Genomic DNA, 13,847 nt, shown 5'->3' with positions numbered 1-13,847 from the left:
TCCGGTCAGAGGTGGTGGCGCTGGGCCTTCTTCTCCTCGGCGTACTCGGCGTAGGCCTGCTGCGTGGACTCCAGCTCGGACACCTCCGAGACCGGCACGTCCCACCAGGCGTGCCCGGGCGGGTTGGGGCCGTAGAGGTTGGTCTCGATGTAGAGCACGACCGGCCCGTCCGCCGCGGCGGCCGTGGCGTAGCTGGCCCGGAACTCCTCGATCCCGTTGCAGCGCAGCACGTCCGCGCCCCAGGAGGCGGCGTTGGCGGCGAGGTCGAAGGGCACCTTCTCGCCGTCGAGACGCCCGGAGTCGCGGTTGCGCATGCGGTACTTCGTGCCGAAGCGCTGCGACCCGCGCGACTCCGAGAGCGCACCGATCGACGCGAAGCCGTGGTTCTGCAGGAGCACGACGATGACCTTGAGCCCCTCCGAGACGATGGTCGCGAGCTCCATCGGCATCATCTGGTAGGTCCCGTCGCCGACGATCGCCACGACCTGCCGGTCCTCGTGGCCGTCGCTGTCGAGGGCGAGCCGCACGCCCATCGCCGCCGGGATCTCGTAGCCCATGCAGGAGTAGGCGTACTCCAGGTGGTACTGCTCGGGGGTCTTCGCGCGCCACAGGGCCTGCAGGTCGCCGGGCATCGAGCCGGCCGCGTTGATCACGACGTCGCGCTCGCCCATGAGCTCGTTGAGCGCGCCGAACACCTCGGTCTGCGCCGGGAGCGGCTGGTTGTCGCGGTGGTAGCACTCGTCGATGACCTGGTCCCACTCGGCCCACAGGTCGGCGGCGTGCTGCTGGTATGCCGGATCGGTGGTCCAGCCCTCGAGGGCTCCCTGGAGCGCGGTCAGCGTCTCGCGCGCGTCCGCGACCACCATCGTCGCGCTGTGCTTGGCGGCGTCGAAGGCCATGACGTTGACGTTGACGAATCGCACGTCGTCCGCGGCGAACACGGTGTGCGACGCCGTCGTGAAGTCGCTGTAGCGCGTCCCCACCCCGATCACCAGGTCGGCCTCGCGGGCGAGGGTGTTGGCGGCACTGTTTCCCGTGGAACCAACGCCGCCGACGGACAGCGGGTGGTCCCAGTTGATGGCGCCCTTGCCGGCCTGCGTGTCGGCGACGGGGATGCCGGTCGCGGTGGCGAAGGCCCGCAGCACCTCGCTCGCCCCGCTGTAGATCGCGCCGCCGCCGGCCACCAGCAGCGGACGCTTCGACGCCTTGATGGCCTCGACCGCGCGCTGCAGGGCGGCGGGCTCGGGCACGGGACGCGCGACGTGCCACACGCGCTTCGCGAAGAGCTCGACCGGCCAGTCGAAGGCCTCGGCCTGGATGTCCTGCGGCAGGCAGATCGTCACCGCGCCCGTCTCGGCGGGGTCGGTGAGCACCCGCATGGCGGCGAGCAGGCTCGGGATGAGCTGCTCGGGCCGGTTGATGCGATCCCAGAAGCGGCTGACCGGCTTGAACGCGTCGTTGACCGACACGTCCAGGCTGCGCGGGTCCTCGAGCTGCTGCAGCACCGGGTCCGGATAGCGGGTCGCGAACTGGTCGGACGGCAGCAGCAGCACGGGCAGCCGGTTGGTCGTGGCCAGGGCCGCGCCGGTGACCATGTTGGTCGCGCCGGGGCCGATGGAGGTCGTGACCGCGAGCGTCTGCAGCCGGTCCTTGGTCTTGGCGTATGCCGTGGCCGCGTGGACGGCACCCTGCTCGTTGCGGGCCAGGTAGTACGGCAGGTGCTGGGACGCCTGCGCGGACTCGGAGCCCGCGCGCTCGCTCTCGGCGGACGCGGCCACGTCGTCCTGCAGCAGCGCCTGGCCCACCCCCGCCACGTTGCCGTGGCCGAAGATGCCGAAGCAGCCGGCGATCAACCGCTGCTCCTGGCCGTCACGCTCGGACCACTGGTTGGCCAGGAAGCGCACCACCGCCTGGGCGACGGTCAGCCGCACGGTGGGTGCTCCGGCATACGGGTAGGTCGAGGTCATCGACGTCCTCCTCGGTCTGGTCGCGTCAGGGTGCCGGGACGAGGATGTCACGCACGACCTGGTCGAGCTCCTCGTCGGCGGCGAGGAACTGGCGCAGCGTCTTGCGGGTGGCGCCGAAGGTGTCGAACTCGTCGGGCGTCATGCCGTCGACGTCGTAGGCCCGGCGGAACTCCGGGATCTTGGCGTAGAGCTCGTCGACGATCGCCTGGTCGACGGGGGCGCTCATGCGCTCGGGCAGCTCCTCGCCACCGTCGACGATCTGCTTCTGCCACTTGAACGGTGGGGAGATCACGACGTCCCCACCGACGAACTCCGACAGCTGCTTGGTGTTGCGGAAGGCCGCGGACAGCAGGCGGGCTCGCAGGCCGCGGTCCTGGAAGATCCCGTAGGCCTTCTTGAACGCCGCGACGCCCGCCCACTCGAGGTGCTCGGGGTCGATGTCGATGCCGTCGGCCTCGACGCACTCCTTCAGCCAGTCGTCGAGGCGGCCGCACATGATCGTGACGACGGGACCCATGCCCTCGATGCTCCTGCCCTCCGCCTCGCGGCGCTTCAGCCCGCGCTCGATGGCCTCCCCGGCGGCGACGGCCTGCGGCACCGTGAAGGACACCGTCACGTTGATGTTGACCCCGCGGTAGGTCGCCTCCTCGATCGCCTCGATGCCGCGACGCGTGGCGGGGATCTTGACGATGATGTTGTCGGCCAGCCCGTTGAAGTACTCCGCCTGGTCGGCGAGCTTGGCGGCGCTGCGGGCGAGGCGCGGGTCGGTCTGCATCGAGAGGCGGCCGTTGCGGCCGGCATACTTCGCGAACGCCGGCTCCAGGAGCCTCGCGGCGTCGATCGACAGCTCCTCGACGACCTTCCACCCGATCTCGGACTCGGTGGCCTCGGGCATCTCGGTGTCGAGCTCCTTGATGCGGGCGCTCCAGCGGGGCAGGTCCGCCTTGATGCAGGTGACGGCGATGACGGGGTTGCACGTGGCACCGACCGCGCCGTACTCGATCGACTGCTTGAGCTCGACGGGATCGGCGGAGTCGTTCCACAGCACGGTGGTCGGGTTGGCCTCCACCATCGAGTTCAGGTTGGTGCTCATCAGATGCCTCCAGTGCACGTCGGCGTGCGGGTGGGTCGCGGTCGGTCGCGGGTACTGCCATTCAAACCGCGTCGTGACCCCATGTCAACCTATTGTCCTTACATTTACACCATCGCGTCTGGGCGAGGATCGGACCCGGCGCCGCGGCGAGATCGGATACTGTGCACGGGTGCCCACGCCGCTGCCCGTCACGCTGGACCGGGCGGCCTCGACCCCGCTCTACGACCAGCTCGCGGCCCAGCTGCGCGCGGCGATCGACGACGGCGTCCTGCAGCCCGGCGACTCCTTCGAGAACGAGCTGTCCCTCGCCGCCCGCCTCCAGGTCTCTCGGCCGACCGTCCGCAAGGCCATCGCCCAGCTCGTCGCCGACGGCCTGCTCGTGCGCCACCGCGGCATCGGCACCCGCGTCGCCTCCCCGGTCGTGCACCAGCGCGACGACCTCACCCCCTTGTATGACGAGCTGGACCGCACGGGCCGCCGCCCCCAGACGCAGGTGGTCCGCCTCGTGCCCGCCCGCCGCAACAAGGTCGCCGCCACGGCGCTGGGGCTCGAGCCACGCGTGCCGCTCGTCTATCTCGAGCGGGTGCGCTGGTCCGACGGCCGCCCCCTCGTGGTGCTGCGGTCGTGGCTGCCGCCGCAGTTCGCGACGCTGACGGCGGCCGAGCTGAGCGAGCACGGGCTCTACGAGCTGCTGGGCCGCCGGGGCGTGGTCGCGGACGTGGCTCGCCAGCGCCTCGGGGCCCGCATGGCCACCCTCACCGAACGACGCCAGCTGCAGCTCACGCGCGCCGACGCCGTGCTGACGGTGCTGTGGCAGTCCTACGCCGCCGACGGCACCCCGATCGAGTACGGCGACCACGCGTACCGGGGCGACCAGTACGTCGTGGACAACACCCTGCGCAACCCCTGACGACGCAACCCCTGACGACGCGGGCACGCGGCGCCCGTCGATCATGCACGGGTCGATCGTGCGAGCGGGGACGGCGAGAGGCCCGGCGCCATGACCCCGATCGGGGATGGCGCCGGGCCTCTCGGCATACGGCTGGTGGATCAGCCTGGGTTGGTCACATCAGCCTGGCGAACGAAGGCCGGTTGATGCCTCTACCCCCGGTAAAGGCATCAACCTGACGAACGAAGGCCGGTCGATGCCTCTACCCCCGGTAGGTCACTTGGCGGCGACGACGTCCAGCTTGACGTTGGCCGTGACGTCCGTGTGCAGACGCACGGTCGCCTCGTAGGCGCCGAGGGTGCGGATCGCGCCCTTGACCTCGAGCTTGCGACGGTCGACCTTGGGGCCACCGGCGGAGACGATCGCCTCGACGATCTGCGCGGTGTGGACCGAGCCGTAGAGGCGGCCGGCCTCGCCGGACTTGACCGGCACCTTGTAGGCCTTGACCTCGAGACGCTGCTTGGCGTCCTTGGCCTCCTCGATCGTCTTGTGCTCGCGCGCGGCGCGGGCCTTCTGGATCGCCTCGACCTGCTTCTCGCCACCCTTGGTCCACTGGGTCGCGAGACCGCGGGGCATCAGGTAGTTGCGGGCGTAGCCGTCCCTGACCTCGACGATGTCGCCGGGGGTGCCGAGGCCGGTGACCTCGTTGGTGAGGATGAGCTTCATGTCAGTTCGTCCTTTCCCGGGCTCAGCGAGCGGAGCTCGAGTAGGGAAGCAGCGCGACCTCGCGGGCGTTCTTGACGGCCCGCGCGATGAGGCGCTGCTCCTGGACGGAGACACCGGTCACCCGGCGAGCGCGGATCTTGCCGCGGTCGGAGATGAACTTGCGCAGCAGCGCGGTGTCCTTGTAGTCGATCGTCTCGATCTTGGCGGCCTTGAGCGGGTTCGCCTTCTTCTTGGGCTTGCGCACAACGGGCTTGGCCATTGTGGGACTCCTTGGGTTTGCGATGCGTGGTGCCGCTGGCCTGGGGCAGCGGCTCAGAGTGTGTTGTCGGTATGACGGGCGCGGGGCGCCGTCACCGACGGACGTGCTCGATCCGAGCGTGGTGCGAGGTGTCCGGGCCGATCAGAACGGGGGCTCGTCGTAGGACGGCGCTCCGCCGCCCCAGCCACCCTGACCGCCGGCCGCGGGCTGACCGCCGGAGGGCTGGCCCGAGGGAGCGGCGTTGCCGCCGCCACCGGAGCCACCGCCGGTCGACCAGGGGTCGTCGCCGGAGCCGGCGTTGCCGCCGCCCCAGCCACCGCCGGAACCGGCCGCGCCACCGGCGCCACCAGCCCCGCCCTGACCGCCGCCGAAGCCGCCACCCTGACCGCCGCCACCGCGCTGGGTGCGCGTGACCTTGGCCGTGGCGTAGCGCAGCGACGGGCCGACCTCGTCGACCTGCATCTCCATGACGGAGCGCTTCTGGCCGGACTCCTTGTCCTCCCACGAGCGGGAGACCAGGCGACCGGTCACGACGACGCGCATGCCGCGCTGGAGGGACTCGGCGACGTTCTCGGCTGCCTCACGCCACACGGAGCAGCGCATGAACAGCGTCTCGCCGTCCTTCCACTCGTTGGACTGGCGGTCGAACGTGCGCGGCGTGGACGCCACGGTGAAGTTGGCGACAGCCGCACCGGACGGCGTGAACCGCAGCTCCGGGTCCTGGGTGAGGTTGCCGATGATCGTCAGCGTGGTCTCTCCGGCCATGGATCTCTCCTCGTCGAGCGGGTGGTGGATCGAGCTGTGCGAGAACGACTCAGGCGCCGGGGCGCAGGAGCTTGGTCCGCAGGATGGACTCGTTCAGACCGAGCTGGCGGTCCAGCTCCTTGGCCGTGGCGGGCTCGGCCGTGAAGTTCACGACGGCGTAGTAGGCCTCGGCGTTCTTGTTGATCTCGTAGGCCAGGCGGCGCTTGCCCCACAGGTCGACGTTGTCGACGGTGCCCTTGTCCTTGGTGATGACGGTGAGGAACTTGTCCAGCGACGGCTGGATGGTGCGCTCCTCGAGAGCGGGGTCCAGGATGATCATCAGTTCGTACTGACGCATGCGTTAACCCACCTCCTCTGGTCTCGGCGGTCACGGAGTCTCCGTGACAGGAGGGTGTGCATGACGAACGTCCGGGCGCCCGCGACAGGCGTCGCGAGCACACAGACGAGCCGTCCCAGCCTACACGACCTTGAGGAGGACCTGGTCGGGGGCGTTGCCGGCGACCCCGGCCACGGGGTCGCGCTCAGGACGACCGGGGGCCTCGCGGTCCGGCGGCTCGTCGCGGGCCCGCCGCGTGACGACCCACGCCAGCCAGAGCCAGGTGGCGATGCGGGCCACGACCAGCACCGCGAACCAGCCTGCGGGTAGGCCCCGGTCGGGGTTGGTGCGGGCCGCGATGTGCAGCCACACCCCCACGAAGTAGGTCACCTCGACGGCGGCCCAGACGAGGTGGTCGCGCCACCGCACGCCGATCAGCGCCAGCAGCGGGCAGATCCAGAGGGCGGCCTGCAGGGGCAGGCTCTTGCCCGTGACGGCGACGAGCACGACCAGCAGGAGCGCCACCTCGGGGACGGTGGGCCGCCGGGCCGTGCCCAGGGCGAAGAACGCGGCGACCACGACGGCGACCACCCAGCCGAGCACGGCGAGCACGGACGCCAGACCGGACGGGACCGCGACGCCGAGCGACGTGATGACGTGGGTGAGGGAGCCGTAGCCCGGCGCGGCCGACGCCCACCCGGTGTAGACGTCCAGCGCCTGGGGGCCGGACAGCGCGACCACCGTGCCCACCACCGCGACGAGGGTCAGCAGGGCCACGCCCGCGGTGAGACCCCAGTCGACGACGCGTCCGGCGCGCAGGCACACCAGACCGAGCGCCACCACGAGCAGGACGGCCGTGGAGCGGCAGCTGATCGCCAGACCCAGCAGGATGCCGGCCTGCACGGCGTGCCGTCGCCCCCACGCCACGAGACCGGCCACGCCCAGCGTCACCGCGAGCAGGTCGAAGCTGACCAGCCCGGCCGTCACCACGACCGGCGACAGGGCGAGGTGCGCCACCGCCCAGCGCGTGCGGGGCTGGATGCGGACGAGCAGCCCCACGAGCAGGACGAGCAGGATCGTGAGCAGCCCCGCCCACGCCGCGAAGTACACCTGCGCGGCGGCCAGCGTGCGCCCCTGCTCGGGGCCGCCGGGGACGAGCAGCGACAGCGCCCACATCACGACCCCGGTGCCGGCCGGCTGACCCACGCCGGACCCGTGGCCGTAGGCGAAGCCGCCGTCCGCCAGGCCGCTGCTCTGGTAGACGACGGGGATGTCGGAGTAGCAGGCGTGCCAGAACTGGTCCGCCGCGCGCCAGCCCCGCGAGAGACAGTGGCCCCGCACGAGGACGGACAGGGCCATCAGCACGGTCGCCGTGCAGGACAGCACGACCACGGCGGGACGCAGACCACGGCGACCGATGGCGGCATACCGCCCGACCGGACCACCCAGCCACTCGCTGGCGGCCCGGGCCACCGGGTCCTCGCGGGTGGGCGCGACGGTGCGGGTGGGGTCGCTCAGCTGCATGCGCCCATCATGCCCGGTCCGCGTCCGGTCAGCCGGTGCCCGCGGCGGTGGTCGCCCGGCCCGCCTGGCTCGGCGAGGGCGGAGCCGGCACCGACGGCTGCTGGCGCGCCGTCCGCGTGGGGACGGACGGCTGCGTGGGCTCGCTCGGCACCGTCGGGGTGCCCTGCGTCGGGGCGTCCGACGGCTCGGGTGCCGACGAGGTGGCGGTCGCGCCCGGCCGGTTGGTCTCGCCCGTGCCGGAGGTGGTGGGCGAGTCGGAGGAGCCGTCCGGGGTCGCGGTGGACGTCGAGCGCGGGCGGGTGCCGATGTTCTTGCGACTGTCGTCGTTGACGCCGACCCGCTCGGGGAAGTCCTTCTCCTCGACGCCGTCCATGACGGTGCGCATGAACTGCGTCCAGATCGGCACGCAGTACTTGTAGCCACCGACGTTGCGGCCCAGCGGGACGTTGGTCCTGCCGTCCTCGGACGGCTTGTAGATCGCGCACCCGGCGGCCAGCTGCGGCACGTAGCCGATGAACCAGACCTCCTTGTGGTCCTCGGCGGTGCCCGTCTTGCCGGCGGCCGGACGACGCACCCGCTGGGCGTATGACGCGGTGCCCTCGGTGATCGGGTGGGTCAGCGCCTCGGTGACGTCGACCGCGACGTCCCGGTCGATGGCCTGCGTGGTGCTCGTCGACGCGGTGTAGTCGACCTCCCCGTCGGTGCTCTTGACCGAGGCGATGATGTGGGGCGTCGCGCGCTTGCCCTCGGCCGCGATCGTCGCGTAGCCGTTGGTGTTGTCGAGCACGCTCGGCGTGGCGGTGCCCAGGGTGTTGGTGAGGTTCTCCTCGACGTTGACCTTGGTGTTGTCGGGGATCCCGGCGTCGACGGCGGCCTTCTTGGTCGCGGCGGGCGTGATGGCGTTGTTGAGGCGCACGAATGCCGTGTTGACGGAGTCGGCCGCGGCCTGGCGCAGGTCGATCCAGCCGTACTGCTGGTTGAACTCGTTCTCGATCTCGTCGGAGGTGCCCGGCACCTGGTAGGGCGAGGAGCCGCTGACGCGGGACCGCGTGGAGTAGCCGTTCTGCAGGGCACCCACCAGCGTGTAGGCCTTGAACGTCGAGCCGGCCGACAGGTGCGCGTCCACCGCGTTGTTGTAGGGACGCTTGGCGAAGTCGGTGCCGCCATACAAGGCCTTGATGGCCCCCGTGCCGGGCTCGACCGCGGACATGCCGGTCTGCGCACCCTCGATGTCCTCGGCGGCGCCCCGGTCGGCGATCGCCTCGATCATCGCCTCCTGGTACTTCTGGTCGACCGTCGTGACGATGCGCAGGCCGCCCTTGGCGATGTCGTCCTCGTCCAGCTTGGCCCGGGAGACGAGCTCCTTCTTGGCCAGGTCGACGAGGTAGCCGTTGGTGCCGCCGGTGATCTCGATCGGCTTGGCCTTGGCCACGGTCGGATAGACGGCCTGGGACCGCTGCTGCGTGGTGAGCCAGCCCAGCTCGACCATCGCGTCGAGGATCCACGAGACGCGCTCCTTGCTGCGCGTCAGGTTGGCCGCCGAGCGGGAGGGGTCGTAGATGGAGGGCCCGCGGATGACCGAGGCGAGCAGGGCACCCTCGGCCGGGGTCAGCTGCGAGACGTCCTTGCCGAAGTAGGCCTTGGACGCCGTCTGGATGCCGCTCGCGCTGCGCCCGAAGTAGATCGTGTTGAGGTAGTCCTCGAGGATCTGGTCCTTGCTGCGCTGCTGGTCCAGCTTGACGGAGATGATGATCTCCTTGAGCTTGCGCTGGATGGTCTGGTCGCTGGTCAGGAAGGTGTTCTTGACGTACTGCTGCGTGATGGTCGACCCGCCCTGGGTCGCACCGCCCTCCAGCGAGACCTTGATCGCGCGGGCGATGCCGCTCGGGCTTACGCCGTTGTTGGAGTAGAAGGAACGGTCCTCGGCGGCGAGGAAGGCCTTCTGCACGTGGTCGGGGACCGTGGACAGCGGGACGTTCTCGCGGTTGGTGCCGCCGGTCAGCCGACCCATCTCGGTCTTGCCGTCGGCGAAGTAGACGGTCGAGATCTGCGCCTGGGACGCCGGGTTGGGCTCGGGGATGTCGATCGTCGCGTAGAGGTAGGCGACCCCCGCGGCACCGAGCGCCAGCAGGGCGACGACCGCGAGGCCGAACCAGGTCAGGAAGCGAGCCCATCCGCTGCGGCGGCGACGGGGCTTGCGCACCTTGCTTGGCGGGTTGCCCCCGGGGCCGACGCCGGCTCCGGCGCCCTGGGTCGTGGCTGGGCTCACGCGATCTCCTTGAGGGTCCGAGGTGGTCGATCCCACCTCCGGTCTGCCCTCCAGTATGACGAACCATCCTGGTCCCGGCCTGGAGCATCGCCGGGACCGGGCGTGCGGTGATGGGTCCGTGCGGACGCGCGGGCCGGGGTGACAACCTGCTCAGGGACATGACAAAGTGCGTCTTTGTCATGTCGGTGACGGGCGGACGGCATACGAGCTGCTCCGGCCACGTGCCCCCGGCACCCAGCCATCCCCACGAGGAGCTCCCATGCCCGAAGTGCGCGTCGCCATCGTCGGCGTCGGCAACTGCGCGACGTCCCTGATCCAGGGCGTCCACTACTACGAGGACGCCAGCCCCGAGGACACCGTCCCGGGTCTGATGCACGTCATGCTCGGCGACTACCACGTGCGCGACGTGGAGTTCGTGGCGGCGTTCGACGTCGACGACAAGAAGGTCGGCAAGGACCTGTCGGAGGCGATCAACGCCTCGGAGAACAACACGATCAAGATCTGCGACGTCCCGACGCTGGGCGTCGAGGTGCAGCGCGGGCACACGCTCGACGGGCTCGGCAAGTACTACCGCCAGACCATCGACGAGTCGACGGCCGAGCCCGTGGACGTCGTCCAGGCGCTCAAGGACGCGCGCGTCGACGTCCTCGTGTCCTACCTGCCCGTGGGGTCGGAGGACGCCGACAAGTTCTACGCGCAGTGCGCGATCGACGCGGGCGTGGCCTTCGTCAACGCGCTGCCGGTGTTCATCGCCAGCGACCCGGAGTGGGCGGCGAAGTTCGAGGCGGCCGGGGTCCCGATCATCGGCGACGACATCAAGTCGCAGGTCGGCGCCACCATCACCCACCGCGTCATGGCCAAGCTGTTCGAGGACCGCGGCGTCGCGCTGGACCGCACCTACCAGCTCAACGTCGGCGGCAACATGGACTTCAAGAACATGCTCGAGCGCGAGCGCCTGGAGTCCAAGAAGGTCAGCAAGACCCAGGCCGTCACCTCCAACCTGCACGGCTCGCTGGCGGGCAAGACCGACGACCGCAACGTCCACATCGGGCCCTCGGACTACGTCGCGTGGCTGGACGACCGCAAGTGGGCCTACGTGCGTCTGGAGGGCCGTGCGTTCGGCGACGTGCCGCTCAACCTGGAGTACAAGCTCGAGGTCTGGGACTCCCCCAACTCCGCCGGCATCATCATCGACGCCATCCGCGCCGCCAAGATCGCCCTCGACCGGGGGATCGGGGGACCGCTGCTGTCGCCGGCGGCCTACCTGATGAAGTCGCCGCCCGAGCAGCGTCCCGACGACGAGGGGCGGGAGAAGCTCGAGGCCTTCATCGCCGGGTCAGAGCCGCGCTGACGACAGGGCCCGCGTGGCGCGTCAGCGACACGCGGGCCTGAGGAAGCGCGGCAGTCCGGTTCCGTCGCGCTGACGACAGGGCCCGCGTGGCGCTGCCGGAGAGATCGCGGAAACCTGGGCACCGAGGACGGTGCCCAGGTTTCCGCGATCACGGTGCCCAGGTTTCCGCAGCGTCCTGTGGCGGTGGTCTCGTTGACCGCGTGGCACCGGCGCGATGGGTCGCGCGGGCGCCAGCTGGGGTCTACGGTCGAGCCATGCAGCTGGCCGAGGAACTCCTGCTCCTGCTCACCGACGACGAGACGGGCCGGATGAGCGTGCCCGAGCGCGTGCTGGACCTGGCCGTGGCCGGGGGCGCTCTCAGCGAGCTGGGGGCGATCGAGCGCGTGCGGGTCGTCGACGAGGACGAGCACGTGGTCGGGTCGCTGGGCGAGCCGATCCAGGCGGGCCGCCTGGTCATCGACGACGAGATGAGCCACGACGCCGATCCCGTGCTGGACGGGGCGCTCGAGACCTTCCGCGGGATGCAGGGTCGCAAGCTCAGCAACGTGCTGCCGATCATGGGTCGCTCGCTCTATCCGGTGCTGCACCGTGACCTCGAGGCCAAGGGCGTGCTGCGGCGCGAGGCACCCACCCGGCAGTCGATGATCCCCAGCACGACCTGGGTGGCCGTCGACAGCAGCCACGAGGACTCCGTGCGCACGCACCTGGCGGACGTGCTGCTGCACGACGCCGAGCCCGACGACCGCGCGCGGCATCTCATCGGTCTGCTCCACGCGATCGGCGCCCTGACCGTGGCCATGCCCGAGCTCGAGGACGACCGCGAGCGCGCGCTGCAGACGGCGCTGGAGGTGCGGTCGCTGACGGACGTGCACGGGCCGTGCGGTCGCGTCCTCGCCGCTATCGACGAGCTGACGAAAGGGCGCGCGTGACGACGGAGTCGGCACGCGACCATGAGGAAGCTCGTCCACAGGCACAGCGCTGACACGAAAGGCCGCGCGTGACGACGGAGTCGGCACGCGACCATGAGGAAGCTCGTCCACAGGCACAGCGCTGACACGAAAGGGCGCGCGTGACGACGGAGTCGGCACGCGACCATGAGGGTGGAGCTAGTCGGACGGGCCTGACTCGGGCTGGGTGGCCCACCACTCCTTGAGGCGCATCGCCGCCTCCTCGCGCCCGATCATCCCCTCGTCGAGGCGGACGGCGAGCAGGTGCTTGTAGGCCCGTCCGAGCACGGGTCCGGGCCGGATCCCCAGCACCTCGGCGATCTCGTTGCCGTCGAGCTCAGGGCGGACGGCGGCGAGCTCCTCCTGCTCCTGCAGCCGCTCGATGCGCTGCTCGAGGCTGTCATAGCTGCGTCGCAGCCGGGCGGCCTTGCGGACGTTGCGCGTCGTGCAGTCGGCGCGCGTGAGCAGGTGCAGGCGCGAGAGCAGCGGCCCGGCGTCGGTGACATAGCGTCGCACCGCCGAGTCGGTCCACTCGCCGTCGCCGTACCCGTGGAAGCGCAGGTGCAGCTCGATCAGCCGTGACACGGCCTTGGTCGTGTCCTTGTCGAAGCGCAGTGCCTTGAGCCGCTTGGTCGCCATACGGGCGCCCACGAGCTCGTGGTGGTGGAAGGACACGCCCCCGTCCGGCTCGAACCGGCGCGTGGCGGGCTTGCCGATGTCGTGCAGCAGCGCTGCGAGTCGCAGGACCAGGTCGGGCCGTATGACGGGCCCGCCGTCGGCCGGGGCCGCCGACCCCGGCTGCTCCGACGTCTCGCTCGCCGACGCCTCGCTCGGCGACGACTCGTCCCCAGCCGACGGCAGCGGCCGCGAGGGGAGCTCGAGGTCGATGGCCTGCGCCAGCACGGTCAGCGAGTGCTCGTAGACGTCCTTGTGCCGGTTGTGCTCGTCGACCGTGAGCCGCATCCCGGACAGCTCGGGCAGCATCACGTCGGCGAGGCCGGTGTCGGTGAGCACCTCGAGACCGGGGCGGGGGTCGGGGGTGAGGATCAGCTTGACCAGCTCGTCCCGGATCCGCTCGGCCGAGATCATCTCGAGCGACCCGGCCCGCTCGCGCAGGGCGGCCTCGACCGCGGGGTCGAGGGTCAGGCCCAGCTGGGACACGAAGCGCGCCGCCCGCATCATCCGCAGCGGGTCGTCGCCGAAGGACTCGGCCGGCGTTCCCGGCGTGCGCAGCAGGCCACGCGCGAGGTCGCCGAGGCCGTCGTGCGGGTCGACGAAGGTCAGGTCGGGCAGCCGCAGGGCCATCGCGTTGACGGTGAAGTCGCGACGGACGAGGTCGTCCTCGAGCCGGTCGCCGTAGGTCACCTCGGGCTTGCGGCTGGTGCGGTCGTAGGCGTCCTTGCGGTAGGTCGTGATCTCGACCTGCCAGCCGTCCTTGCGCGCCCCGATGGTGCCGAACGCCCGCCCGACGTCCCACAGCGCGTCGCCCCAGCCCCGGAGCAGCCGCTCGGTCTCCTCGGGGCGGGCGTCGGTCGTGAGGTCGAGGTCCACGGAGTCGCGGCCGAGGAGCGCGTCACGAACCGGGCCGCCGACGAGGGCCAGCTCGTGCCCGGCGCCCCCGAACCTCTCGCCCAGCTCGGTCAGGAGGCCGGTGACGGGCGCGAGCCGACGCGCCGCGGCGGCGAGCAGCTCGTCGGTGGTGGGGTGGGTGGTTCCAGGCACAGTTCCCCACCTTAGAAGA

General features: G+C 70.9%; 12 protein-coding genes. 3 read left to right on the top strand and 9 right to left on the bottom strand.

What is annotated here, in order from left to right; genetic code table 11:
• Positions 1–5 precede the first annotated feature (5 nt).
• Positions 6–1,967: a 3D-(3,5/4)-trihydroxycyclohexane-1,2-dione acylhydrolase (decyclizing) gene (gene iolD, locus B4K29_RS06700; protein ID WP_286966766.1), complete on the bottom strand. Its 1,962-nt coding sequence runs from the start codon at positions 1,965–1,967 to the stop codon at positions 6–8.
• A gap of 25 nt (positions 1,968–1,992) precedes the next feature.
• Positions 1,993–3,060 (bottom strand): transaldolase family protein, encoded by a 1,068-nt coding sequence (locus B4K29_RS06695; RefSeq protein ID WP_286958598.1) that lies wholly within the window; start codon positions 3,058–3,060, stop codon positions 1,993–1,995.
• 169 nt (positions 3,061–3,229) lie between these two features.
• On the opposite strand from B4K29_RS06695, the gene B4K29_RS06690 reads away from it, so the two are divergent.
• Entirely contained in the window at positions 3,230–3,970 is a 741-nt protein-coding gene (locus B4K29_RS06690; RefSeq protein WP_029212042.1) for a GntR family transcriptional regulator, read from the top strand.
• A gap of 255 nt (positions 3,971–4,225) precedes the next feature.
• Here the strand turns inward: B4K29_RS06690 and rplI are convergent, their stop codons facing one another.
• The 6 genes from rplI to B4K29_RS06660 all read right to left on the bottom strand — a co-directional run bounded on the left by rplI (position 4,226) and on the right by B4K29_RS06660 (position 9,808).
• Positions 4,226–4,675, bottom strand: coding sequence for a 50S ribosomal protein L9 (gene rplI / locus B4K29_RS06685; RefSeq protein WP_286966763.1), 450 nt, complete (start codon positions 4,673–4,675; stop codon positions 4,226–4,228).
• Between the two features lie 22 nt (positions 4,676–4,697).
• On the bottom strand, positions 4,698–4,934 hold the full coding sequence (gene rpsR / locus B4K29_RS06680) for a 30S ribosomal protein S18 (RefSeq protein WP_019286881.1): 237 nt from the start codon (positions 4,932–4,934) through the stop codon (positions 4,698–4,700).
• A 141-nt stretch (positions 4,935–5,075) separates the two neighbouring features.
• Positions 5,076–5,699, bottom strand: coding sequence for a single-stranded DNA-binding protein (locus B4K29_RS06675; protein ID WP_029212168.1), 624 nt, complete (start codon positions 5,697–5,699; stop codon positions 5,076–5,078).
• A 49-nt stretch (positions 5,700–5,748) separates the two neighbouring features.
• Positions 5,749–6,036 carry a 30S ribosomal protein S6 gene (gene rpsF / locus B4K29_RS06670; RefSeq protein ID WP_019286883.1) on the bottom strand — a complete coding sequence of 96 codons (288 nt, stop codon included), beginning with the start codon at positions 6,034–6,036 and terminating at the stop codon, positions 5,749–5,751.
• 120 nt (positions 6,037–6,156) lie between these two features.
• Positions 6,157–7,539 (bottom strand): glycosyltransferase family 87 protein, encoded by a 1,383-nt coding sequence (locus B4K29_RS06665; protein WP_286966761.1) that lies wholly within the window; start codon positions 7,537–7,539, stop codon positions 6,157–6,159.
• A gap of 28 nt (positions 7,540–7,567) precedes the next feature.
• Positions 7,568–9,808, bottom strand: coding sequence for a transglycosylase domain-containing protein (locus B4K29_RS06660; RefSeq protein WP_286966760.1), 2,241 nt, complete (start codon positions 9,806–9,808; stop codon positions 7,568–7,570).
• A 259-nt stretch (positions 9,809–10,067) separates the two neighbouring features.
• Here B4K29_RS06660 and B4K29_RS06655 point away from each other — a divergent pair, with 259 nt between their 5' ends.
• Together B4K29_RS06655 and B4K29_RS06650 are read left to right on the top strand one after the other, a co-directional pair.
• Complete coding sequence (locus B4K29_RS06655; RefSeq protein ID WP_019286886.1) at positions 10,068–11,159, top strand: inositol-3-phosphate synthase; 1,092 nt, start codon at positions 10,068–10,070, stop codon at positions 11,157–11,159.
• 254 nt (positions 11,160–11,413) lie between these two features.
• A complete protein-coding gene (locus B4K29_RS06650; RefSeq protein WP_019286887.1) occupies positions 11,414–12,088 on the top strand; it encodes a GOLPH3/VPS74 family protein in 675 nt (224 codons plus the stop codon).
• Between the two features lie 177 nt (positions 12,089–12,265).
• Here B4K29_RS06650 and B4K29_RS06645 read toward each other — a convergent pair whose 3' ends face one another.
• The gene (locus B4K29_RS06645; protein WP_286966757.1) at positions 12,266–13,828 is read right to left on the bottom strand and encodes an HDIG domain-containing metalloprotein; all 1,563 of its coding nucleotides are present in this window, start codon (positions 13,826–13,828) and stop codon (positions 12,266–12,268) included.
• Between the last annotated feature and the right edge of the window lie 19 nt (positions 13,829–13,847).

This window comes from Arsenicicoccus sp. UBA6765 (assembly GCF_002453335.1).
In the GTDB taxonomy this organism is placed as follows: domain Bacteria; phylum Actinomycetota; class Actinomycetes; order Actinomycetales; family Dermatophilaceae; genus Arsenicicoccus; species Arsenicicoccus bolidensis.
Note: the sequence above shows the minus strand (reverse complement) of the source record. Positions and strands in the feature narration are given on the sequence as shown.

What these genes read in the sequence shown, in the direction of transcription:
- iolD (WP_286966766.1), bottom strand. Translation starts at nt 1,967, where the DNA reads ATGACCTCGACCTACCCGTATGCCGGAGCACCCACCGTGCGGCTGACC.
- B4K29_RS06695 (WP_286958598.1), bottom strand. Translation starts at nt 3,060, where the DNA reads ATGAGCACCAACCTGAACTCGATGGTGGAGGCCAACCCGACCACCGTG.
- rplI (WP_286966763.1), bottom strand. Translation starts at nt 4,675, where the DNA reads ATGAAGCTCATCCTCACCAACGAGGTCACCGGCCTCGGCACCCCCGGC.
- rpsR (WP_019286881.1), bottom strand. Translation starts at nt 4,934, where the DNA reads ATGGCCAAGCCCGTTGTGCGCAAGCCCAAGAAGAAGGCGAACCCGCTC.
- B4K29_RS06675 (WP_029212168.1), bottom strand. Translation starts at nt 5,699, where the DNA reads ATGGCCGGAGAGACCACGCTGACGATCATCGGCAACCTCACCCAGGAC.
- rpsF (WP_019286883.1), bottom strand. Translation starts at nt 6,036, where the DNA reads ATGCGTCAGTACGAACTGATGATCATCCTGGACCCCGCTCTCGAGGAG.
- B4K29_RS06665 (WP_286966761.1), bottom strand. Translation starts at nt 7,539, where the DNA reads ATGCAGCTGAGCGACCCCACCCGCACCGTCGCGCCCACCCGCGAGGAC.
- B4K29_RS06655 (WP_019286886.1), top strand. Translation starts at nt 10,068, where the DNA reads ATGCCCGAAGTGCGCGTCGCCATCGTCGGCGTCGGCAACTGCGCGACG.
- B4K29_RS06650 (WP_019286887.1), top strand. Translation starts at nt 11,414, where the DNA reads ATGCAGCTGGCCGAGGAACTCCTGCTCCTGCTCACCGACGACGAGACG.